This window comes from Cytobacillus sp. (assembly GCF_964223445.1).
Taxonomy (GTDB): Bacteria; Bacillota; Bacilli; order Bacillales; family Cytobacillaceae; genus Cytobacillus.
Genome location: NZ_CAXQGS010000083.1, coordinates 36,916 through 60,816, shown reverse-complemented (window position 1 = coordinate 60,816; position 23,901 = coordinate 36,916). Strand labels below are relative to the sequence as shown.

The window sequence follows — 23,901 nt, the reverse complement described above, 5'->3', positions numbered from 1 at the left end:
CCCCCCTTATATTATTCTTACTTATATATCTAGCAAGTTTTGTGCCAACTTAAGTTAACCTATTTTATTGAATTTTCTAAATAAATTGTAAAGATATCCTCCCATTGTGTAAAAAAATATTTACACAATACTGTTCGCTGCAAAAAGGCTGCTAACAATATCTGCTAGCAACCCAGGGGAATTCATATGTTCTCCGAGAAAAACTTGTTCATTTTATATAAAAGGCTTTGTCTTGAAATCCCAAGCTTTCTTGCCGCTTTAGCAGGCTGTCCAAGTGATTCATCAAGTGCCTTCAAAATATATTTCTTCTCAATTTCGTCCATAATTTCCGGCAATGAAGCACTATTTTCTATTTTAATCATATCATTTGAGTTATCATTTTTTACTTCACGGATTTCCCTCGGAAAATCTTCGATTGTGATCGAATCCCCATCACATAATACAACCGCTCGTTCAATTGCATTTTCAAGCTCACGGACGTTTCCCGGCCACCCGTAATTCATTAAATGACTCATTAATTTCCTGGTGGTTTTATAATCTTTTTGATGCTTGCTCCGATACTTTTCAAGAAAGTTTTCTACTAAAAGGGGGATATCCTCTTTTCGCTCCTTTAGGGATGGAATATAAATATCTACTATGTTTAATCGATAATATAAATCTTCCCTGAAGTTCCCCTCTTCTACTAGTCTCTTTAGATCGCGATTTGTAGCACAAATAATTCGGATGTCGACCTTGCTTAATTTATCGCTTCCAACCCGCATGAAGGTTTTATCTTGTGTTACCTGCAGGAGCTTAGCCTGGAAAGACGGTGAGATTTCACCAATTTCATCTAAAAAAATCGTTCCGCCATTTGCGGATTCAAATTTCCCTTTTCGGCTCGATACTGCCCCGGTAAATGAGCCTTTTTCATGGCCAAAAAGTTCACTCTCCAGCAATTGTTCAGGAATCGCTGCACAATTTATGGGAATAAAGGGTGCATGTTTCCTTTCACTCAGCATATGGATCATTTGTGCAATTTTTGTTTTCCCTGTTCCGCTCTCGCCTTGAATGAGTATGTTTGCTTCCGTTGCTGAAACTCTCTCTACCAGCCTAAGAATATTTTTCATGGGACTGCTATTAGCTACGAGTTCTCCATGAACTTCAGAATGAAGAAGCTGTTCTTTCAATTTTTTATTTTCTTCTTTTACACCAAGCCATTCAAAAGCCTTTTCAATCGTAACGATGAGTTCATTTAATTTTACAGGCTTGACCATATAGTCAAATGCTCCTGCTTTCATTGCAGATACTGCATTATCGATATTGCCAAAAGCAGTCATCATAATATAGATCTTGTTAGGATAAAGTCCAATAAATTCATGTAAAAGTTCTAAGCCTGAGGCATCCGGAAGCTTCAAATCCAAAAAAACAAGATCGGCATTAGTATCAGCGATTTTATTTCGAGCCTCTTGTCCGTTGGCCGCTGTATACACGTTATATCCTTGCTTGGATAATGAAGATTTTAAGATTTTCAATATTTTCGATTCATCATCAACCAGTAAAATATTTTTCATGCTTCTAAGCTCACCTTTCTTCAGTAAACTTTGGCAGTTGAACGGATAATACGGTGCCGCTTATATCGGAATTTGCTTGAATGACCCCGCCAAATTGTGTTGTGATTTCATAAGCTATTGACAACCCTAATCCAGTGCCTTCTTTCTTCGTTGTAAAAAATGGATTAAAAATCCACTTGATTTCACTTTCCGGTATGCCTAAACCATTATCCTTTATTTCTATTAACCAATCAGATTCATAATCCAATATGCGAACAGTTAACTTGCCTCCCTCATCCATTGCGTGAAGACTATTAATAATAATATTTAAAAACACCTGACTTAGTTTCCCTGGAGTTGCCAGTACAAATGCTTCTTCGACAGCAAAGGATTTTGAAACCGATATATTCCGATCGGCAAAATTGTTTTTTAGAAGTCCTAATAATTCATCCAATACAGCAGCTAAGTCCACCTTTTCCAACTCATCGTCAGATTCCCCCCTGGATAAATTCAAGAAATCTGTTAACAGTTGATTTAATCGATCCGTTGTTTCTAATATATCGTCAGTCATTTCCTGAATAAAGGAAGGATCTTGCATGTCCAGCTGGATTGCTTCTGCAGCTGCTTGAATAATGCTTAAAGGATTTTTAATTTCATGTGCAATTCCTGCAGTCATCTGTCCCAGGGAAGCCAGCTTCTCACTTTGCTTTAGATATTCCTCCATTTTCTTCATATCACTTACATCTCTTAGAATGAGGATCGATCCAAGAATATTCTGATCTTCCCCGCTAAATAAAGAAGAGTATATACGGACATCATGCCTTCTGCCGTTCTTATCATAAATATAGCTTTCCTGTTCATTAATTTCTTTTCCTTCCTTTATGGTCCTCCATGACAGAAAATCAGCTTCATTTCTTTTCAATGGAAGATCGATAATATACCTGCCAATTGCCTCAGTTCTGGAAAATCCCGATAACTCCTCCGCCCCTTTATTAAAGGTAACAATCCTTCCATCCTTGTTAATCGTGATGATTCCATATGGTATCGATTCCAATATATAGAACAAATGTCTTTCTTTATTTTTCAATTCCATTGCCATACTTGCCATCGTTTTTGTAAGATTTTCAAGTTCGTCACCCGTATGGAGAAGCTCAAAGTCAGCTCTTTTCCCATCCGAATATTCCTTAGCCTGATTCGTTAAATTCGTTATGGGCTTAATGAATCGAAATGCCCCGAACAATGTCAATAAATAAGTAAGAAAAACGACAATGATAAAACCTTTAAATAAAAGCACTTGTACCTGTCTTGCAGGCTCCATTGCCTGATCGATAGATTCACAAATAATAAGCCCCAATCCGCCTAATGTAATCGGCCTATAGGAAGCGAGCATAAATTCATTAAACAATAATCCTTCCCATATACCGCTTCGATACTTGTTAAGCATTTGGCCAAGTTCATGATTCTTAAGCGTCTCACCAATTAATTGTTCCTTAGAATGTGCAATGATTGTTTCATTTCGGTCTATTAAAACATTCAGTCCCTCTGAACCAATCTTTCCCTCCGAAAGATATTCTGATAGGATATTTAGATTAACATAGGCAAGTATCGCTCCCCGATACTGCCCTCCATCATCAAGGACTGGATACGCAATCCCGATTGTTTTCCGGCCATCTTCGAGGGTAAGCAGATTTGATATGTAAAACGCCTTGGTCCATTTTAATCTCTCTAAAATCTTATTCAAATCTCCCGATGCAGACTTTTTTACATTAGGTATCGTGGTAATTGAATTACCCGATTCATCCATGACGTCGATAAATAGATATAGAGGGTTTTCAGAAACAAGCCGCTCCATTTCCTTCCGGTAAAAATATGTATTCTCTTTAGAATTACTTAGAACGAACTCGGAAATGACACGGATATCATTGATCATTTTGTCAAACATAAAACTGGTTTTCGTGCTGACGGTCTTTGACATTAATTCATTTCGGTATTCAATTTCCGAACGTACCGAATCATTTAGTACATTCATGGTCACAAAATAAATTGAAGCCAGAGATCCAAAGACGACGATAAAGGTCATAAATACATATCTCTTTGTTATCCTTGATTGCAATAATTTTTTCAAAGAAATTTCCCCTGTCAAAGTTGTCCTGAGATTGATTAATATTTAGAAAATTCTTATATATGCTATTATAGTAGAATAAAAGAAACAAAAACACCCTTGCTATAAGTATTGGTTAATGATCCATTACTCTACATGCAAGGGTTCTTTTTAATAAGATTTCAAACGAAATCTTGATCCGCAATCTCTTTAAAATGCTTTAATGTAATATGAACATCTTCATCTCTCATTATGGGTAATAGCTTCCGTATTTCTTTTACTGCTTTATAATCAATTTCACAAATTTGAACAGCTGGATCTCCATAAGGACATTGTAAAATGATTTCACCATACGGATTAATCACTTTTGAATTCCCATAAAACATAATGCCGTTCTCAATCCCTACGCGGTTTACCAACGCTACATAGCACCCATAAACGCTTGCGTAAAACTGGCCTACCCTCTCCCAGCCTGCAGAACTGGAATAGTCACTGCCGAGACCGCCTTCCGGACTATTAATTAAGGCTATCAAGAGAGAAGTGTGGTGGTGTGCAGCAATATGGGGCAATGACGGATGCCATACATCATTGCAGATCAGCATGCTGGAAATAAAAGAACCTATTTGATCCAGGTTTACTTTTTTTCCTCTTGCGAAGTATTTTGCTTCCTCAAAGTCACCGTAATTAGTTGGGTAGATCTTTCTTTGAATAGAGGTAATCTTCCCATTCTGAATCATGATTGCTGAATTGTAAATTTGCTCGCCCTTCCCCTTTTCAACAAAGCCGAATACAACATTCACACCTGTATCTGCGGAAGCCTCGCATACTTGCAAAATTTCCTTTGCATCTGTTGTGAGCGCAACATCAAATAGTTGATCTTTGAGGTCATATCCTGTTAAAGATAACTCTGGGAAAACGAGTAACTCTGCTTTCCCATCATTCTCATGCATTATATCTATCATTTGCGCTAAATTGGCTTGAACATTTCCAAAGAGAGGAGCAACTTGGGCTATTCCTATTCTCATAATCGTTCTCCTTTTCCATTAAGAATAAACAGACCATCCTAAGAAATTCCGCAAGCCTCTGCGAGTACATCTACTAAATGGACTCCTTGCACTTGGCCGCTGCACCCCTTCCGTTCGATTCCAAGACGCATTTGCAAGAGGCATCCTGGGTTTGTTGTGACAACGGTTGCCGCTTTCGTTTCTTCTATATTCTCCATTTTTCCATCAAGGATTTCCATGGACTCCCCAAAATGGAGAAGATTATAAATACCGCCTGAAGCACAGCATTTATCACTGCCTGAAAGCTCAACAAAAGCAGCGCCTGGTACAGATTTCAGTAATTTTCTAGGCTGCTCATGCACCCTCTGGACATTTCTTAGATGACATGAATCCTGATAAGTGATTACACCATTCCATTGCTTCTTAAAAGGAAGAGGACCGAATTCCACCAGAATTTCACTAATATCCCTGGAGGCACGAGAGAATTTCTTTGCCCGTTCAGCCCATTCTTCATCATTTTTCATAAGATCTTCATATTCCTTAAGAAGAGCTCCGCAACCACCGGCATTATTAATATAGTATTGGGATTCTGATTCTTCAAAAGCAGAAATATTTTGCTTCGCAAGCTCCTTTGCACCTTCTATCATTCCTTGATGGGCATGAAGGGCACCACAGCAATTTTGCGATTTCGGAATAATTACTTCACAGCCGGCTACTGTTAGGAGCTCGATTGATAATCTATTTGTTCTGTTGAGCAAGGCATCCGAAATACAGCCTGTAAAAAATGCAACCCGTGCTTTTTTGGAGCCCTTGGCGGGAATGATGGTTCCTAATTTGTTTCTCTTTAATGGAGATTCTACAAGCGGCAGCACGTTTTCAATTTGAGCCAGCGGTTCTGAAATCTTGTGCAATAACTTTGTTTTTTTCACCATTTTTCTAATTCCGGACTTTTGATAAAACCATGTTAAATTCCCTAGTAACCTCATCCGCTTTGGGTATGGAAATACTTGAGATAAGACCAGATGTTTCAGATTGTCATTCATTGTTCCAGCATCATTGTTCATTTGTTCCTCTGCAATGACGTTTTTTGCTGTCTCTAATATGTGCCCATAGGGAACGCCCACAGGGCAGGCCACTTCACAGGCCCGGCAGCCCAGGCATAAATCAATGGGTTCAGACAAGTGGCTTGAAATATCTATTTTTCCTTCGGCTGCCATCTTGACAAGGTTGATTCTCCCCCTTGGTGATGCGGACTCTTTTCCCATTGATTCGTATGTTGGACAAGCAGGCAAACAATATCCGCACTGGATACACTGATTAGTGGCTTCATAGGCCAGTTCGTATAACCGATTGCCCTTTTTTGAAAAGAGAGAAAGCGAATGTATAGATTTATTGTCTTCACTCACATCTTGCGTTTTTTTCAATGGAGCATTCATGTTAAACTAACACCACCTTTGTTTGCCCCGCTTTTGGAAAGATCTTTCCCGGATTTAATATATTGTTAGGATCCCAGGCGTTTTTTACTTTTTTCATGAGACCAAGACCCGCTTCCCCAAGCTCCATTTCCATATATGGCGCTTTAAGCGTCCCAATTCCATGCTCGCCTGATAGCGTTCCTCCAAGTGAAACAGCAGCTTCAAATATTTCACTTACCGCATTTTCGGCTCGTTTCATTTCTTCGATATTTCGTTTATCCGTAATGATATTTGGGTGTAAATTCCCATCGCCTGCATGACCAAAAACCACTAAGTTTAATTCGTACTTTATTCGGATTTGGCTCAATTTCTCCATCATGGCAGGAATTTGGCTTCGAGGAACCGTAGCATCCTCAGAAATTTTAGTTGGCCCCATTTGTGTGATGGCAGGGGAAACCATTCGGCGAGCTTTCCATATTTCTTCTCTTTCCTCTTCTGTTCTGGCAGTTCTAACAGCAGCTGCTCCCACTTGCCAGCAAATCTCTTCACATTTTTCAATTTCCTCATTTATGGCCAAGGGATGCCCATCCACTTCTATAATGACAAGCGCTTCGGCATTTACCGGAAGCCCGCACGGACTAAAATTCTCAACCGCCCTTATACATGCGTTATCCATTAATTCCATGGCTGCCGGCATAATTCCTGAAGACAAAATTTTGGTTATAGCGTATCCTGAGTCAACTAATCTGCTAAATGTGGCTAATAAAGTCTTGCGCGCTTTCGGTTTTGGAATTAATCGCAATGTTGCCTCCGTTACAATCGCCAGAGTCCCTTCAGATCCAACAATTAATCTTGTTAAATCATAACCTGTGACATTCTTAACCGTTTTCCCGCCTGTTCGGACAATTTCCCCTTCGGGTGTTACTACTTCCAATCCGATCACGTATTCCTTAGTCGTTCCGTATTTCAGTCCCTTCGGCCCGCTTGAATTCTCTAATAAATTTCCGCCAATAGTGGACACTTTGGAACTGCTCGGGTCCGGAGGATAAAATAGCCCTGCTTTTTCTGCCTGGTAATGAATCTCACCAGTCGTAACCCCAGGAGATACAATGGCTAATAAGTTTTCACAATCAATGATTAATTTTTTATTCATTCGAGTCATATCCAGGACGATTCCACCTTCAACAGGCAATGGACCCCCGCTTAAGGATGTCGCCGCCCCTCTTGGATAGACTGGGATTTTATGCTTGTTTGCTATTTTCATAATCTTACTTATTTCAATCGCACTCTCAGGCTGGATGGCCAATTGGGGCAAATATTCACCAAAAGAAGCATCATAGCTATAAGAATATAGTTCTTCCAGACTGGTGAGAACACGATTAGCAGGAATAATTCCCTCGATTTCTCTTACTATAGCATCTTCCAATTTTTTCATCCTTTCTAAATCCCCAGCAGCCTCTTAGGGTTGTCACTTACCATTTTCGTAATCTCATTTTCTGTTATTCCATATGCCAGCATTTCTTCTATAAAATTACTTAAGGCTTTAATAGGTGCAATATTATGCCGCTGTCCGTAATCTGTCACCATTACACAGGAATCAGCTCCAAGAACTTTAATGCTCTCAGCCATTTCCCTTGGGGAAATATCGTTAAAGTCTTCACTGCATGCTAAATAACATTTTTCCAGGATGCACCCTTTTTTCACTAATTCTTTTTCTAATTCAAAAGGCACTCTGGCAATACCTAAATCTGTATGCTGAATTAAGATTTTCTCAACTTTTTCCTCAATAGCTGCCTCAACTAATACAAGCACTTCCTCAGCAGCCAGATGTCCCGTGGCCAACACAATATCCGCTTCTGCAACCAGTTCTAAGATTTCATGTACTTCCGGCAGGAGTTTTTTGTTTTCATCCCAAATTTCAATCCCGGAACCAGGATGCTTCATAGAACGCTTGCTATTAAAGAATTTGGTTTTCTTTTTACCAAAATACCTTTGATGCTCTTCAGCAGAAAAAGTAGGCATCCAAATGATTTTCGCCCCTAAACGGATCGCTGCATCTACTGCGGTTGGAGACAACCCTCCTGTAAAATAATTGCACACCAGCCCCCCGTACACATGAACTCCGGGCTCTTTTTCCCGGATTAAACTTGCCCGGTCAACTGTCTGAGCTTCATGTGCCTTTAAAACCACACCCGCCATCTCAGCATTTTTAATATCCTCTATTAGTTCCCAGTCGGTTTGCTTCCTTGGAAACAAACTTGGTGAACTATGAACATGTAATTCAATTGCTCCTTTTAATAATGGATGAAACTCTTGTGCCATAGCCGCCACTCCTTAGCATTAAATTTATTGTTATAAAAGTAATTTGCAATTTCCATGCCAATTTACATTAGTTAAATGCGGAGCCCTGTCGGCTTTGAAGAACTTTTTCAAATTAATATGTAAAAAAATTAAGACAATTTAGTAATTTTTCTTTACAAATGACTAAAGATCCCTAACTTCAATTCGTCATCAGCTCTAATATCATGGTTAACACAATTGGCAAATAACATTAGAGTGACTGCCAAATAAAAAATCCCTCTCTTGAGACAGAAATAGGATTTTACCTAACTGTCAGCAAAAAAGGGAAATACCGATAAAAAATTAATAAATGGGATACATCTGGGTTGCTTGTTAATATGACTCCCATACAATGCACTTCATAGTTTAATAGTAACTTTCTGTTATAATATTATTTTTTTCCTGATTTCTAACTTAACCTTCTAAGTCCTACTGACAGCCACACCACAACCGGAAGCAGCCCAAGAGAAACCACCGTAATCCCCGTCCAGCCTCCAGTCTGCCATACCAGTCCGGCAAGCGTCCCTCCGGTTGCGACTCCAAGGTAATAGCTTACGAGATAGATGCTCGAGGCACCCGCTTTGTGATGAGCAGCGAGCTCATTTACAATGGTCGCCATCAGTGAATGCGCCACAAAGAACCCCAGGCAGGTCAGGCAGAGACCCATTACAACTACTGATAAAGAGTGCACATTGGTAATTAAGGTCCCTCCTATTAAAATGACGGTTCCAACCGAGACCAGTGTGGTTTGCCTAAAATGAGCAGACAGGCTTCCTCCTAGCATGGAACCAGCTATACCGAAGCTGTATGCCAGGTAGGTAAAAGAAATATTTTTTACAGAAAGATTAAAAGGATCCTGTTCGAGATAAAAAGGGAGGTACGTCCATACTCCTGTGAACGAAAATTGGAGGAGGATCCCCATCGTGAATGCAGGGAAAAGCTTCGTATTTTTCAGATGTGAGCCCATGCCTGACAAGTCTTTTTTAACAGATATCTTACTGGGCTTAAAATAATGAGATTTTGGCAAAGTCATAAAATATAGGATGAATAACAGAATGGAGAATCCAAATAGGAAGTAAACAGAAGTCTGCCAGCTGGCCATATCAGCAATGTATCCGACGAAGATGCGGCCGGCCATTCCGCCAATGGCATTGGCTGCAATATACATGGTAATGCCGAGACTAACGCTGCTGGAATCCAGTTCCTCCCCTAAATACGCGATGGCAGCTGCAGGCAGGCCCGCTATACAAATCCCCTGCAGGAAGCGCAGCACCAGAAACGTTTCAAAATTAGGCGAAATGGGCAAAAGCACCAGCGGAATAATGGTGCAAACAAGCGTGATATTCATTATTGAAACCCGACCGATTCGATCAGATAGAAATCCAAAGAATAGCAATCCGAAAATCATAGAAACTACAGCAGCAGACAGTGATAAACCGGCTGTTGCAGATGTGATGTCAAATGATTTCACCAGCAAAGGCATAATCGGCTGCACAAAGTATAAATTAGCAAATGCTAAAATGGATGCACTCGTCATCGCAATCATTATTTTTTTAAAGCCGGCATCATGCAGCGAATATTTATCTGATTCCTGTTGTTTAGCATTTACAGCAGTCATTATCCCACCCAGTTCCTTTAATGCGTTAAATCCATTATATCATTTTATCTATAAAAAAATCGAAAATTCCGACTAAATTTCCCGCATGATTTCCATTAAGGACTTTTTCTAACCTATTTTTGAAACAGTGCGCACCTTCATTCCAGTTGCTCTAAATGTTATAATATAGGAATGTACTTTGGGACATGGGGACAGGTTGGTTGTCCCCTGCGGAACGCTGGGACAAGGAACCTGTCCCTCTGTCCCACCAACAAGGGGGTTGAAAGATGATTCCGGAGCGGTTTTTGGAGCCTTTGGAGTTTGCAGCGAATGAGCTGAAGGGGCTACTGCGTGCAGAGAATGAGGAAGATGCACGCCTGGTGCAGAAGGGGCTGATGCTTTTTCGGCAGGGTCTTGTTTATCAGCTTCGCTTTGAGGATGATAAGGTTTTGGCGACAGTCCAGGATGTGACTCCCGCAAAGGTTGAACTTAATCTTGAGTTCATTCATTTGAGCGAGTGTTCCTGCCCGGCTGAAGGTTTTTGCCGCCATCAGACTGCGGTATTTCTGCAGCTTCTTTCCAAAGCCAGAAGTGTGTCCATGTGGATTGAAGAGTGGAGGAAGCCGATAAAGGAAAAGCAGACAGCCAAGAATTGGGGGCTTCAAAGAGCAAAGGATCTTTTGAAATCCTCCGGTCAGCTGAAGACTGGTTATGACGGCTGGGTTGCAGGATTCCAAGAAAGCTTTACCGAGCTGATGGAAAAACAGGGAGAGCCTCGTCCCTATGTCCTCCCTGAGCTTTTCCATGTTTATCTGCGCCGCATGAAAGCTGGAGCACCGGTTGAACAGGAATGGAGGCTTCTTTATTTGCTTATCGGCTATGTCTTTTCTTTTAAAAAGCTGATGGCGCTAAGCAGGAAGTATGGCCACGGCGAAGAATTGATTGACCGTTATTACCGCCATCTCTATCAGTCCCTGATGGAAGATTCCGTTGAGATTATGAACAAACTGTCTGTGCACTCCCTTCCCTTCGCTTTCGATCAATATATTGAAAAGCTGAAAGATGATTCCGCCGGGCTGATCACCGGTTCTTTTGGTTTGGATTATGAACGGGCCCATTTATACAGGCTGTTATGGACACATTTTTTCAAAAAGAAAGAATGGCGTGAAGCGGAGATCCAGAAGCTGGAGCCTTCCATCAAAGAGGAATCGCCCAGTCTTCCCTCTGTGGCAGGTTATGTGCATCTTCTAATCCTTGAACGAAATGATGAACAGGCACTCAGTGTTTTAAGTGTGCCAAATGACTTAATGACTCCTTATATGCTTTACTGGATCGATTATTTTTCAGCCAATAAGGACTGGAATCGGATGGGTCCTTATGCAGAAGCATTTATCCATAAATTACGGGATTACCTGAAACAATCTGATGACTATTATGCCTGTATGGATTTTACCCGGTTGGCCATGAGGGCGATTTCTCCTTATTGCCTGGAAAGCAGCAAAATGGATTTGTACGAGAAAGCCCTTATGGAAACGCTGCCGTACAGCTACAACGATTATGAATACCTGCTTTTTGAAAAAGGCGAATTCATAAAGTGGGCAGATCTGCAGGCGTTTATTGGCTTTGATATTGATTCTCTAGGCAAGGACCGGATCAGGGAAATCAGCAAAAAGGAGCCCTCCATCCTCCTGCCTCTTTATCATCAGTCTATCACTGCCCATATCAATATGAAAAACAGGGATCATTATCGCGAGGCTGTCCGGAAAATGAAAAAGCTTCGCACGCTGTATAACAAGCTGAAACGCCAGGAAGACTGGCAGCTTTTTCTTGAATTGCTGCTTGAAAAAACGAAGCGTCTCCGCGCCTTTCAGGAAGAATGCAAAAGGGGTAAGCTAATCGATGCTTAAAACGAGATTTCTCCATGTGAAAGTGAAACCAATAAACAATGACCGCTACCTGATTTTTGCCGTCAATGAAGAAGGCCGCCTTCTACCCCAGAAAGAATGGATGCCGCTTCTTTTTAACCATCACAGAGAAAGTTTTTTTGGGACTATGCTTGAAGCTGTTGATGCGGACGGAATCAAAGGAATTTCTGTAAGCGGCTGGCAGCTCGTTACCCTGTTTGCGGCTGAGCAGTTCAACCGTTTGATTGAATGGAGCTGGGATGAAACTGCCGAAATTCTCCTGGCTTCCTCTCATGCTCTTTACGATTCAATCGTGGAAAAAGAATGGATGCCGGATTTTGCCGCCTGGGAACAGGATCAATTCCGCTGGGCACTGCCGGAAAGTGTAATTACCGAATTCGGCACGAACTTTTGGGACCAGAATGTAGAAGGCTCCCCTGTCCGGGATTTTATCGGAGATTTATTTCACCGCTCCCTTGATGGCTTTATGAATCAAAATCAGGAAGCGAAAGCACAGTTCGGTGAAAAGCTTGAAGCATTGAGGAGTGAGCACCTCTCACCAAGGGATCTTGCAGCTTATTTTGATGAAGAAAGCTGGCAGGAATGGATCGGTGTCAAATCAAATGAAGCTCCTTTTTCGATTGGACTTAAGCTGGAAGAGCCCGGGGATATTGACTCCAGCTGGGATTTGGCGATTTTCCTTCGCGGAAAAAATAATTCTGATGTCTTTGTCGACTACAAGGACTATTCCAACTATCCGCATGACTGGCATGATTATGATGATTCAATTGAAAAAGAAATCCAGCGCTGGCTTGAGCTTTTTCCATGGCTTGCAGGCAAGCCCGGACAGATCTCCACTTCCCTGACCGAAGATGAAGCCTGGACCTTTCTGACTGAAGCAAGCGAAACACTGCTCGCACTTGGCGTGGAAATTCTGCTTCCTTCATGGTGGCAGGCAATGAAGAACGCTAGCCTGAAAGTCAAAGCCAAAGTGAAAGGAACTGGCAGTCATCGCCCTTCGTTTGTCGGGCTGCAGTCCATGCTTGATTATAATTGGCGCTTCAGCATGAACGGCGTTGATTTAACAGAGGATGAATTCCGGGGCATGGTTGAGGAAAAAAGACGGCTTGTCTACATTCGCGGCCGCTGGATCAAGCTGGATCCCCATTTTGTCCGCCAAATTCAGGATTTAATGAAGAAAGCGGAAAAAGAAGGATTGCATGTCCGTGACTTGATAGAACAGGAGCTTATGGCTGACGAGAGCACGCAGGAAGACGAGCTGGATAATCCTAAGGCTTTTGCCCGTATTCAGATTGAGCTTAACCGCCAGTGGAAACAGATGGTGAAGCAGCTACGCGATATCAAAAGTCTTCCGCTTGAAGAGGTTCCTGCAAGCTTCAAGGGTGATCTCCGCCCTTATCAGAAGCTCGGTATGAGCTGGCTGCTGTTTCTGCGCCGGTATGGTTTTGGCGCCATTCTGGCAGATGATATGGGGCTTGGAAAAACGATTCAGCTGATCTCTTATCTTTTAAAGGTAAAGAAAGAGGAAGACAGCGGCCCATCGCTTATCGTCTGCCCTACATCTGTCCTCGGCAACTGGCAGAAGGAAATCGAGCGCTTCGCACCTGGCATGAGTGTGTATCTCCATTACGGTTCAAACCGCCTGAAGGGCGAAAGCTTTTCTGAAAAAGTAATGGAGTCTGATATTGTGCTGACCTCCTATGGACTGACCCATATGGATCTGGAGGATTTTGAAACCATCGAGTGGAGCTCCATTTCAATTGATGAAGCCCAAAATATTAAAAATGCCCAGACAAAGCAATCGCGGGCTGTCCGAAAGTTAAAGGGCAAGCACCATATTGCCCTCACCGGCACGCCGATGGAAAACCGGCTGACCGAGCTCTGGTCCATTTTTGACTTTACGAACCATGGCTATCTCGGCAGTCTCGGGCAGTTCCAGAAGCGCTATGTGCTGCCGATTGAGAAGGATGATGACAAGGATAAAGTCAGGCAGCTGCAGGCATATATCCGTCCCTTCCTGCTCCGCCGTACGAAGAAGGATGAGGATGTGGCCCTGAACCTGCCTGATAAGCTTGAGCAGAAGGAATATTGTCCTCTTACTGCTGAGCAGGCCTCGCTATACGAGCAGCTTGTCCAGGATACATTCGCACAGATTGAAAAGCTGTCCGGGTTTGAGCGCAAAGGTCTGATCCTGCAGTTATTAAGCCGCTTAAAGCAGCTGTGCAACCATCCGGCTCTTTATTTAAAAGAGGAGAAACCTAAGCATGTCCTTGAACGTTCTGTAAAGCTTGAAAAGTTAAGCGAGCTTGTCGGTGCTGTACATGAGCAGGGAGAAAGCTGTCTGATTTTTACCCAGTATATTGAAATGGGGAACATGATCGCCCGCTTGCTGAAAAAACAATTCGGATTCGACGTGCCATTTTTAAACGGCAGCGTGCCAAAGCAGGAACGGGACAATATGATCAGCCGTTTTCAAGATCATGAATTCCCGGTTTTCCTGCTGTCGCTTAAAGCCGGCGGAACCGGTTTAAATCTGACGGCAGCAAACCATGTCATCCATTATGACCGCTGGTGGAATCCCGCCGTCGAAAACCAGGCAACCGACCGCGCATACCGGATTGGGCAAAAACGCTTTGTTCATGTTCATAAAATGATTGCCACTGGGACGCTCGAAGAGAAGATTGATAGCATGCTCGAAAAAAAGCAGTCCCTTAATGATCAAATTATTACGAGCGAGAATTGGATTACCGAGCTTTCAACAGATGAGCTGAGAGATCTGGTTCACCTGACATAAATTTTTTCAGTCTTCAAGTCCTTGATATGCATAAAGGCTTGAAGGCTGTTTTTTTATTTTCGCATATTCAGGCTTGTTAGGCTTTTGCGTCAGAAAGGTTACTTTGCTGCCTTCTTTTATAATGAAACAGGATAGCAGCTGGTATGTAGGGTTCTTGTCCCCGGCGTTTATCGCCACCTGGCCGAGTTTAAATTTATAATGAAGAAGTCTTTCCTTATCATTTTCCATATCGTTGAACGTGAGTGAAGTATGGCTTCTAAGAGGAATTCTTTGATAGGATTTGTTATTCTGTAGCTGGATGAGCTGAAGCGCATCAAAGAAGCTTGGCTGATGATTGGTGTTTAATCTTTTATTTGCTGTTTGGAAATACAGGTACCCGGTTTCATCTCCTTTATTCACTAAATTACCCCTCCTCTTTATTATTTCCAAAAAGTATATTCGACATATTCTGTGAAAATCCTCCCTGATTCTTAATACCTATATACAATATTTGTTTTCACAAACTGCTTTATTACCATTTAAAGTTAGAAATAACCCGGCACGTGAGTACCGGGTTTCAAATTTAGGGGAAGTGCTGGGGATATGATTGATTCTCTATAGGGAAGGAAAATATGTGGACAGCTGGTTGGGGGTGCCGTCAATTGATTACGGTTAGTCTTCCAGGTTTCTCCTGGGGACGGTTTTGCATTGCGGTTTCACGGATGAAGGATTCAAGCTGGTGAACTCTTTTATTCAGGTCATCGACTCTTTGGTTTGATTTCCCGAGCATCTTTATGAGGCTTTCGAGCATATATTCCAATGCCTTTTCTCTTTCAGACACTTCTTTCAAAATGGAAGTTCCTCCTTGGTCACGGTCACCGGGATATCCTCTGTCTTCTTCCGGTCGAGAAAGCGGACCGATTCCGCTACCACCTCTGTTACATAAATGCGTTTCTTTTCCTGATTATCATAATGCCTCGTCTGAATTCGCCCGGTAATCCCGATCAGCGTTCCTTTCCGGCAATATTGCGATGTATTTTCCGCTGATTTTTTCCATAAAGTACACTGAACAAAGTCCGCATCGATTTCACCCTTCTGGTTGCGGTATTGACGGTTTACTGCCAGCGTCACATTTGTCACCGGAATTCCTTCCTGTGTCCTTTTCAGCTCAGGATCCCTTGTCAATCTTCCAACCAGGATCACTTGATTGATCATAGCTTTCATCTCCTCTCTTTAATAGCTATATCATATCCGGAACTTCTCCACTGTGTAAAAATGCCAAAATGTGTTTTTTGCAGAGCCTTTTCGGCAAAAACACCCTAAAAATTTATTTTTCAGCTCCTTTTCCGCAAAAAACGCCCCCGAAAATCTTATTTTCAACATATACAAAAAGGAAATTCGACAATCTGTCAAATTCGCTTTCAGTTTGGCCTGTGTTATAATTTTTTATAGACAACTTATTTTAGAGATGGAGGTAAGCCATGAAAACATTTAAACTTGTTTCTCTGCAATTGGTGGAAAAAAATGGCCTGATTGATATTGAACTGGATGATGGGTTGATAATCAATAAAGAAGACGAGAAGAGCAACTGGCTCCTGGAGGCATTTATTGATAAATCCTATCTTGAGTACTTCAAAAAGCGCGCTGATGACAAGGACGAGCTGACCATCCAAGTTGTTATTACGAAAAAAGAAAACGATCCAGCCGCATTCCAAACTAAAATTACCTCTATCAATGAACTGGAAAACCATATCAGCATTCTTTTTGAAGGATCACTCAAAAGAACGAAAAATGATTATGCCGAACTTCTGCTTCAGGACCTCTTGGACAAAGGCTTTATTGGAGACAGCCTGCTTGATGAATTTAAAATAAAAATGCAAAGCAAGCCGCGCCTGGCTGCTGCAAAAAAGGAAAATAAAGAAACTCCCGCTCAATCATGACGGGAGTTTTTTATCTATATTAATTTTTAATGAAGTATGCAGCTTTCAAATACTTCCTTGCCTTCTGTAAGCTTTATGTTCAGCTGCTGGATTATGTATTCAATATCCTGCTTTCTATAGCTGTTTATCGGAAATTCTTCCTGATATGCCTGGTAATAAAGAATGGAGGCAAGCTTTAGATCTTCCTCTTCAGCAGGCATTAATTGTTCTGCTTTTTTTTTAACTCACTCTTAAGTTTCTCGATGACATATTTTGCTTCCATTTTACAGGAATAATCATATTCTTCGCCAAGCTCTTGCTGGAGTTCATTAATTTCCTCCATTTGTGTCTGTGCAGGTTTTTCAGAAAGGATTTTATTAATAACCTCATTTATTTTTTCAGCCAGCTCCCCATGGAAAGCAGGATCAGCTTTTGTTTCTTCGCTAACCTGATTGTACCATGAAGCATGTTTATTTATGTATTCACGCCATTCCTCAACAAAGCTTTGCATATTAAATTTGTCTTCATCCCAGTTAATTCTGTTCATATACGATTCGAACGATGTAGTTATCGAACGGGAAATGCTTATTTTAGTCCCTTGGGAAAGATCTTTAAACGCCAACCTAGTTACCCCCCATCATAATATTTCCTCTATAAATTATTCTTATTTTTAATATATCATAATTGCAATACCGAAAGACGTGTACAATATATGGTAACAAAACCATAATTTAAACGCAAGAAAAGGACAGGATCACCCTGTCCTTCCTTTATTACTGATCTTTATTATTCTTATCCTGCATATCTTTGTTATCTTCGATTGCATCTTCGCCCGGCTCGTTGTTGTCTTCCATCATGTCGCCGTCATCATCTGTGTTGATGTCGTTGTCATCTGTATTTTCATTCAGATCATTAGTCATGTCGCCATCATTTACATCACCATTTTCTTCAGTGATTGTGTCGTCTTCCGGCGGCGGCTCCTGGTTATCTGTGGCACATCCTGCTAGTAGCATGGCGGAAAGAACGGATCCTCCGATAAGTGTTAAAAGCTTTTTATTCATCGTAAAAGCTCCTTTCATAAGGTGTATTGTTGACCTGCTGCATTGGTCTTCCTTTATATTTCCCAAAAACCGAAACAACTTGCATATTTTTTTACAGAAAAAATCCCGCACGCTCCGTACGGGATTTCTTATATCATTACCTTTCAATTGCAAACATAATTTCAGCTTCCATTGCCACTTCGCCCTCTACAGTCGCAAGAGCTTTTCCTTTTCCGATTCCTCTGCGGACGGAGAGCAGTTCGACTTCCATGATGAGTGTATCACCTGGGCGCACCTGGCGTTTCCAGCGGCATTTCTCCACACCGGCAAAAAAGGCAAGTTTTCCTTTATATTCATCCAGTGACAGCAGGGCAACAGCACCTGTCTGCGCACAGGCTTCAAGCGTCAGGCATCCTGGAAATACATTGTAATTTGGGAAATGCCCATTAAACACTTCCTCATTGGCACTTACATTCTTTTTGCCGACGGCTCTTTTTCCAGGCTCAAGCTCTTCAATGGAATCCACAAACAGAAATGGGTATCGGTGAGGAATTATTTCTTTAATTTCTTCTACATTCAATTTCATATGTATCGCTCCCCTACAGTATTTAGTACCAGATACTAATAATAGCTTATATTTATTTTACTAAAAAATCGCTTGGACGCAAAGCGGAAACAAAAAAGAAGGGCATCATCGCCCTCCTCTTCATTTTTTTCTTATTCTTTTTCAATCAAATCCACAATATGCATCCAGGTGGACTTTGTAAAAATATCTTTTACTTCCCCGCCGCCGATGACTCCATATCCGACTGCGGCTCCGGCCGTAACGCTCAGGAAAATTAAAAGCACGACAATAATAATCCGAAGCCAGATCGGAATGAGGCGAATGCGAACCCGCCCTTTACGCGGTGATTCTTCTTTGCTGCGTTCTTTCTTCAGTTGTTCACGCGTCTTGACTGCTTCTTGATTACTGTTGTTTACTGACATTTTATTTCCCCTTTTACCTAACGTATTCCGTTGATCAGCCCCATCATTTGATCAGCCATGGAGACAGATCTTGACTGAAATTGATATGCCCGCTGCAGGTTAATCAAATCTGTCATTTCCTTGGACATATCCACATTGGATTGTTCAAGGGAGCCCTGGGCCATTCCTATCTGGCCGCGGAGCGCACCATTCAGCTCAGTAAAGATCCCATCCCCGTCAGCTCCATCAGGAAGACCAAGAAGATTATCCCCTTTTTGCTCCAGGAATTGAGGCTTGTTTATCAGAACCACTCCAAGATTGAATTCCTGGATGGAACCATTGGCTTCTTCTGCCAAAAAGCTCCCTGTTTCGGTCACTTTAAAATTTTTAGCTTGTCCATTTATTATAATCGAATTATTATTTTCATCAAGAACAGGAAGTCCGTCACCCGTCACAAGCATAGTCTCATTCTCCGAAACCGGAGTTAAATAAAAGGCACCCGCTCTGGTAAAACGCACAGCTGCTCCGTCTTCTGTCTGCTCGAGCACTCGGAAATACTGCCCTTCCTTTGTGAGGGCAAGATCAAGCGGCCGTTCGGTTGCCTTTAAAGCACCCTGCTTCATGACGATTTGGGACTGCGCCATCTTTGCGCCTACTCCTTGCCTGATGCCTGCAGGTGTTAGTCTTGCTGTCTCCGCATTCGCATTCCGCTGATTATTGAACTGCTGAAAAAGCAAATCGGTAAAATTGGCTTCTCTTCTTTTATAGCCCGCTGTATCAATGTTTGCCACATTATGGCTGACAATATCCATTTGCTTCTGCAGCTGGGCCAGAGTATTCGTTGCCGTGATCATGGTTCTATTCATTGTTTTTCCCCCTTAGCGGGTCTGCCGCTGGACATTACCCGATCCGTCCAATTTCATTTGCGGCTTTCTCCATACTGCGGTCATAAGCCTGAAGGACCTTTTGGTTTGCTTCAAATGAGCGATAGGCGGTCATCATATCAGTCATCGTCCGGGAAGCATCTACATTGGAACGCTCCAAATAGCCCTGCTGCAGCTTGAATTGGACATTCTGTGCATTATAGGCATTTTCAAGGACGCTCTCTTCTGTCACTGCAAACAGTCCGTCACCCTCTTTACGCAGGCTTTCAGGATTTTGTGCATACATAATGCCCAACCTCGCTGTTTCACCTGCTTCTCCTGTAATCAGACCATCTTCACTCACTGTAAACCGGTCACTGGAAAGCTGAATCCGTTCACCCGCATCATCCAGAATATATAATCCGCTTGCTGTCGTTAAGTAGCCCCCGCCGTCAATGGTAAAATTCCCATTCCTGGTATAGCGCGGCTCGCCATTATTGCCTTCTGCTGTATAAAAGACGGACCCTCTTAAGCCGGTCTCCGGATTAACAGGCAGATTAAGATCAAGCAAGGCCAGGTCCGTATTCAGACCTGTTTCATTCATATCTCCCTGCATGAAAGACGGAATTGTCTCCTGCATATAGACCCCTGTATTAAGGCTGCCCACTTCCTGATTTAAGGGAAGATTAAGGCCTTTCTCGGTTGGAACTGTCTGCTGGCCCATGAGCTGCAGAAGCATCTCCGGAAAAGCTCTCAGGATCGTCTGATCTGCTTTAAAGCCTGGCGTATTGGCATTGGCCATATTATTTGTCAGTACTTCTGTCCTCCGCTGCTGCGCCAGCATCCCGGAAGCAGCCGTGTAGAAACCTCTAAACATCTTTAATCACCTCTAAATTGCCATTCCGAACATCTATTTACCTCTATTATAAGAAACTTTCCGACAATAAACATTAAAAATTTGAAGAATTGAGTCAGATTTTGAAAAAAGCTGTACCTTTTTTTAATCGGCTGGAATGGGAGAAAGTTTACAATAGATAACTACACTATTTATTTTTCAGATATCGGTCTTTTGGCTAGTTTATCGGTCAGAATTCATTTTTATCGGAACATTTTCGCGGATATCGGTCTGATTTGGATTTTATCAGCCACTTTTTCAATTTATCGGTCACTTCGCGCCAAACACCGTTTGAGCTGTTCCAAAAAGAAAAACCCGCCAAAAGACGGGTTCCTCACGATTATATAAGCTTCTTCTTCGGAAGCTTATCAATATTATCAAGCATGATGCCAGTTCCAACGGCAACGCAGTCCATCGGGTTTTCGGCAATTAAGACAGGTACTTTCAGCTCTTCAGCCAGAAGCTGGTCGATTCCGTGAAGAAGAGCGCCGCCTCCTGTCAAAATAACCCCGCGGTCAATGATGTCTGCAGACAGTTCAGGCGGAGTGCGTTCAAGCACGCTTTTAGCAGCCTGTACGATGACTTCAACGGATTCAGCCAGAGCACCCTGAACTTCATCGGAACGAACTGTAATTGTTCTTGGAAGACCTGACACCATGTCACGGCCGCGGATTTCCATTTCCTCATTTTTGCCGCCAGGAAAAACCGTCCCAATGGTTACTTTAATATTTTCGGCCGTTCTTTCACCGATTAGAAGCTTGTACTCTTTTTTAATATATTGAAGGATTTCGTTGTCGAATTTATCTCCGGCCATCTTTATGGATGAAGACGTAACGATGTCTCCCATTGATAAAACCGCCACGTCTGTTGTACCGCCTCCGATATCGACAACCATGTTTCCGCTCGGCTGGAAGATATCCATGCCGGCTCCGATTGCCGCAACCTTTGGTTCTTCTTCAAGATATACCTTTTTGCCGCCGCTTTTTTCAGCAGCTTCCCTAATCGCCTTCTGCTCAACACCTGTAACATTTGTCGGGCAGCAAATCAAAATGCGCGGCTTTGATAAGAAACCTTTAACATTCAGTTTGTTGATAAAATGCTTCAGCATCGCTTCTGTCACATCAAAGTCGGCAATAACCCCGTCTTTTAGCGGGCGGATTGCCACAATGTTCCCTGGCGTACGTCCGACCATGCGGCGTGCCTCTTCTCCTACGGCCAGTACTTTGTTTGTATTTTTATCAATCGCAACTACAGATGGTTCATTCAGCACAATTCCGCGACCTTTAACGTGGATTAGCACGTTGGCAGTTCCTAAATCAATCCCAATATCCCTAGCAAACATTTCTTTTTTTCCTCCTTGCAAAATGGCCAGCTTCTGTCCGCACCTTTGAAGGCTCTCTCTATTTAGGCATTCTTAAAGCGAACTTCGCTTATTAATTTTTTAGTTAGATGTTCAAGTCATTATTCGTAACAGCAGTTTAAGCCGCGCAAAAAAAATCAGTTCTTTATAAAAAGAAATGATTTTGCCCGGCGTTCTCTTTAGGAGTCCTAGTCTTTACGAACCAAGTCCTATCCTAATTTTATATTTTAACACATTCCTTGTGAAAGCAGTAACATTTTGACAGATTTTGTGAGACTTTTTGAGGGTTTTTGTCGAAATGGGGAAATAGATGCAGGCGACTTAGGAAGGGGCTTAAATCCATAGAGCAAAGCCTTGGTTCAGGCCATGGAAACAGCTTATGATCTTTTAGCCCCCGGAGCCGCATGAAGGTTCATCATGTACAGCAAAAGAAAAATTGCCATGGTACAGCTAAAAACGGCAGTCTTTAGCCTTTGACGCCTTTATCGGCGCTTTTTAATTCTTTTCATTTAACTGGCTCTTCTTCCATTTCCTCTTTTTTGTATTTCATTTTAGTGGCTTCACCGCCGCGCAGATGGCGGATCGATTTATGATAATCCAGGATTTCCTTTACTTCGTTTGCCAGTTCAGGATTGATTTCAGGTAATCTTTCCGTCAAGTCTTTATGGACTGTACTTTTGGATACGCCAAACTCCTTCGCGATTACGCGAACCGTTTTTTTCGTCTCCACGATATACTTTCCAATCTTGATAGTTCTCTCTTTGATGTAATCGTGCACACCACTCGCCCTCCCCAATTTGGATGTGAGAAGTGTGAAATGAGACTCGCTTTCTGTCTGGTCTTCAACTGTATTCCGCATGGTTTCCTGATTAAATGAACTTAATCGTGCATGCGCCCGAAAGGCTTGCTTTCAGCTTGCGAAAATTAAACATGTCCTCAACATATTCATTAGTTTAGTAAAACGATCCCTCACCTCATACATTCTCTTTGTAAGGTTTGTAACAGTTTATTAGCTTGGTTGAGGTAATATGCACGAAAAACACAATAGGGACAAGGTTTTGTGTAAATTTTTTGAAAATAGGACATCTGGAGGCCAAAAATTAGAAATGTTTTCAAATAATTCTTTGGGGTATTTGAAAATTAAGCAGTCTAAAGACCAGTGACAACTTTCCTAATTTTAATTGTTCCATTGATAAGGTTCAGGACTTTTCCAGCATATTCGACAAAATCCACCATTACCGGGTAATTCATTTCCAAGCCAATAAACAAATTCCTTAGCAGCAGATAATTTCATATATCTAGGAATTACAGAGCGGATTGAACTATATGCATTTTCGGAAACAAGGGAAAAGAGCCAGGAACTCCTCCCTATTGTGAAGCGGATATTAATACCGTACTATTTTTTTCGGAAAACAATTCATTTAATTGGTTATGAAACCACAATATTCCAAAAGATAGGATGAGCATAGTATGCAAACACGCAAGGAAAGGATTCTAAATGATAAAAGAAAGAAGATAAAAGCAAGAGGAATGGCGGCAGCCAGCACCGTTTTTGCTGCAGTAATTGCATCAGCCGGTTTCAGCTCTTCAGCAAAAGAAGCTCAGGCATTAACAGGCACCTACAAAGTGAAGCAGGGAGATACTTTATATAAAATCTCCAGAGAACATGATATGACTGTTAAAGAATTGAAAGCGGTTAACCGCCTTAGGTCTGACACGATTCATCCAGGCCAATCATTGGAGGTCCGGACTGAGCGCCATACAGAAGAACCCTTTAATAACGAGACAGCTGTTTATACCGTTGTGCCCGGCGATACACTATGGGGGATCGCAAAGCGCTACCGCATGAATGTCAATGAATTGAAAACATTGAACAAGTTAAAAAGTGATATGGTACTCATCAATCAGAAATTGACCATTAAAGGTGACATATCCAGAATAAAAGCAGGCATCACTGGTGCCGCAGACAATTTCACGGTGGAATTTAAAAACGGGGATGATTATTTCACATTGAGGGTACCCTATGGAACAGCACAGACCTATCAAAAAATGTCAGGAAAAGAAGTCCTGGTGGTATATAAGGGCGGTTCACTGATCGATATACAATAAAGGCATGGAAAGCCGCATTCTGCCGGCTTTCCATTGGTTAATCCATATCACCCACCCGCTCACCA

Annotated in this window: 23 protein-coding genes; 4 read left to right on the top strand and 19 right to left on the bottom strand. The window is 42.0% G+C overall.

Going from position 1 to position 23,901, the window contains the following annotated elements:
- Positions 1-182: 182 nt before the first annotated feature.
- From ACEQ1T_RS15540 to ACEQ1T_RS15510, 7 genes are all read right to left on the bottom strand, one after another.
- Positions 183-1,550 (bottom strand): sigma-54 dependent transcriptional regulator, encoded by a 1,368-nt coding sequence (locus ACEQ1T_RS15540; protein WP_206840617.1) that lies wholly within the window; start codon positions 1,548-1,550, stop codon positions 183-185.
- 10 nt (positions 1,551-1,560) lie between these two features.
- Positions 1,561-3,654 carry a PAS domain-containing sensor histidine kinase gene (locus ACEQ1T_RS15535; protein WP_206840619.1) on the bottom strand — a complete coding sequence of 698 codons (2,094 nt, stop codon included), beginning with the start codon at positions 3,652-3,654 and terminating at the stop codon, positions 1,561-1,563.
- Between the two features lie 158 nt (positions 3,655-3,812).
- Positions 3,813-4,655, bottom strand: a complete 843-nt coding sequence (locus ACEQ1T_RS15530) for a nitrilase-related carbon-nitrogen hydrolase (protein ID WP_206840621.1) — start codon at positions 4,653-4,655, stop codon at positions 3,813-3,815.
- A 38-nt stretch (positions 4,656-4,693) separates the two neighbouring features.
- A complete protein-coding gene (locus ACEQ1T_RS15525; RefSeq protein WP_206840623.1) occupies positions 4,694-6,070 on the bottom strand; it encodes a (Fe-S)-binding protein in 1,377 nt (458 codons plus the stop codon).
- Position 6,071: 1 nt separating this feature from the next.
- Complete coding sequence (locus tag ACEQ1T_RS15520) at positions 6,072-7,484, bottom strand: FAD-binding oxidoreductase (protein ID WP_206840625.1); 1,413 nt, start codon at positions 7,482-7,484, stop codon at positions 6,072-6,074.
- A 5-nt stretch (positions 7,485-7,489) separates the two neighbouring features.
- On the bottom strand, positions 7,490-8,371 hold the full coding sequence (locus tag ACEQ1T_RS15515; RefSeq protein ID WP_370223659.1) for a DUF6282 family protein: 882 nt from the start codon (positions 8,369-8,371) through the stop codon (positions 7,490-7,492).
- A gap of 427 nt (positions 8,372-8,798) precedes the next feature.
- Positions 8,799-10,007, bottom strand: a complete 1,209-nt coding sequence (locus ACEQ1T_RS15510; protein WP_206840630.1) for an MFS transporter — start codon at positions 10,005-10,007, stop codon at positions 8,799-8,801.
- Between the two features lie 266 nt (positions 10,008-10,273).
- On the opposite strand from ACEQ1T_RS15510, the gene ACEQ1T_RS15505 reads away from it, so the two are divergent.
- Positions 10,274-11,893, top strand: a complete 1,620-nt coding sequence (locus tag ACEQ1T_RS15505; RefSeq protein WP_370223658.1) for an SWIM zinc finger domain-containing protein — start codon at positions 10,274-10,276, stop codon at positions 11,891-11,893.
- Positions 11,886-14,705 (top strand): DEAD/DEAH box helicase, encoded by a 2,820-nt coding sequence (locus ACEQ1T_RS15500; protein WP_370223657.1) that lies wholly within the window; start codon positions 11,886-11,888, stop codon positions 14,703-14,705. The genes ACEQ1T_RS15505 and ACEQ1T_RS15500 overlap by 8 nt, the downstream gene beginning before the upstream one ends.
- Positions 14,706-14,711: 6 nt before the next feature.
- Here ACEQ1T_RS15500 and ACEQ1T_RS15495 read toward each other — a convergent pair whose 3' ends face one another.
- From ACEQ1T_RS15495 to ssb, 3 genes are all read right to left on the bottom strand, one after another.
- Complete coding sequence (locus ACEQ1T_RS15495) at positions 14,712-15,104, bottom strand: hypothetical protein (protein ID WP_370223655.1); 393 nt, start codon at positions 15,102-15,104, stop codon at positions 14,712-14,714.
- A gap of 238 nt (positions 15,105-15,342) precedes the next feature.
- A complete protein-coding gene (locus ACEQ1T_RS15490) occupies positions 15,343-15,525 on the bottom strand; it encodes a hypothetical protein (protein WP_370223675.1) in 183 nt (60 codons plus the stop codon).
- A 5-nt stretch (positions 15,526-15,530) separates the two neighbouring features.
- Positions 15,531-15,899 carry a single-stranded DNA-binding protein gene (ssb, locus tag ACEQ1T_RS15485; RefSeq protein WP_370223654.1) on the bottom strand — a complete coding sequence of 123 codons (369 nt, stop codon included), beginning with the start codon at positions 15,897-15,899 and terminating at the stop codon, positions 15,531-15,533.
- Between the two features lie 266 nt (positions 15,900-16,165).
- Between ssb and ACEQ1T_RS15480 the strand changes: the two genes are divergently transcribed.
- Positions 16,166-16,624, top strand: a complete 459-nt coding sequence (locus ACEQ1T_RS15480; protein WP_206840643.1) for a YwpF-like family protein — start codon at positions 16,166-16,168, stop codon at positions 16,622-16,624.
- A 26-nt stretch (positions 16,625-16,650) separates the two neighbouring features.
- Here the strand turns inward: ACEQ1T_RS15480 and ACEQ1T_RS15475 are convergent, their stop codons facing one another.
- The 9 genes from ACEQ1T_RS15475 to spoIIID all read right to left on the bottom strand — a co-directional run bounded on the left by ACEQ1T_RS15475 (position 16,651) and on the right by spoIIID (position 22,505).
- Complete coding sequence (locus ACEQ1T_RS15475) at positions 16,651-16,824, bottom strand: hypothetical protein (protein ID WP_370223653.1); 174 nt, start codon at positions 16,822-16,824, stop codon at positions 16,651-16,653.
- Entirely contained in the window at positions 16,824-17,225 is a 402-nt protein-coding gene (locus ACEQ1T_RS15470; RefSeq protein ID WP_370223651.1) for a hypothetical protein, read from the bottom strand. Before ACEQ1T_RS15470 ends, ACEQ1T_RS15475 begins: the two co-directional genes overlap by 1 nt.
- Before the next feature lie 151 nt (positions 17,226-17,376).
- Positions 17,377-17,664, bottom strand: a complete 288-nt coding sequence (locus ACEQ1T_RS15465; RefSeq protein ID WP_370223650.1) for a hypothetical protein — start codon at positions 17,662-17,664, stop codon at positions 17,377-17,379.
- A 136-nt stretch (positions 17,665-17,800) separates the two neighbouring features.
- Positions 17,801-18,229, bottom strand: coding sequence for a 3-hydroxyacyl-ACP dehydratase FabZ (gene fabZ / locus ACEQ1T_RS15460; RefSeq protein ID WP_370223649.1), 429 nt, complete (start codon positions 18,227-18,229; stop codon positions 17,801-17,803).
- 131 nt (positions 18,230-18,360) lie between these two features.
- Entirely contained in the window at positions 18,361-18,630 is a 270-nt protein-coding gene (locus ACEQ1T_RS15455; RefSeq protein WP_206840645.1) for a DNA-directed RNA polymerase subunit beta, read from the bottom strand.
- 17 nt (positions 18,631-18,647) lie between these two features.
- Positions 18,648-19,475, bottom strand: a complete 828-nt coding sequence (locus tag ACEQ1T_RS15450; protein WP_370223647.1) for a flagellar hook-basal body protein — start codon at positions 19,473-19,475, stop codon at positions 18,648-18,650.
- Positions 19,476-19,509: 34 nt separating this feature from the next.
- A complete protein-coding gene (locus tag ACEQ1T_RS15445) occupies positions 19,510-20,349 on the bottom strand; it encodes a flagellar hook-basal body protein (RefSeq protein ID WP_370223645.1) in 840 nt (279 codons plus the stop codon).
- 358 nt (positions 20,350-20,707) lie between these two features.
- Positions 20,708-21,709 (bottom strand): rod shape-determining protein, encoded by a 1,002-nt coding sequence (locus ACEQ1T_RS15440; RefSeq protein WP_206840650.1) that lies wholly within the window; start codon positions 21,707-21,709, stop codon positions 20,708-20,710.
- A 523-nt stretch (positions 21,710-22,232) separates the two neighbouring features.
- Entirely contained in the window at positions 22,233-22,505 is a 273-nt protein-coding gene (gene spoIIID, locus ACEQ1T_RS15435; protein WP_009332173.1) for a sporulation transcriptional regulator SpoIIID, read from the bottom strand.
- Positions 22,506-23,197: 692 nt separating this feature from the next.
- Here spoIIID and ACEQ1T_RS15430 point away from each other — a divergent pair.
- Positions 23,198-23,836 (top strand): LysM peptidoglycan-binding domain-containing protein, encoded by a 639-nt coding sequence (locus ACEQ1T_RS15430; protein ID WP_370223643.1) that lies wholly within the window; start codon positions 23,198-23,200, stop codon positions 23,834-23,836.
- The last annotated feature ends 65 nt before the right edge of the window (positions 23,837-23,901 follow it).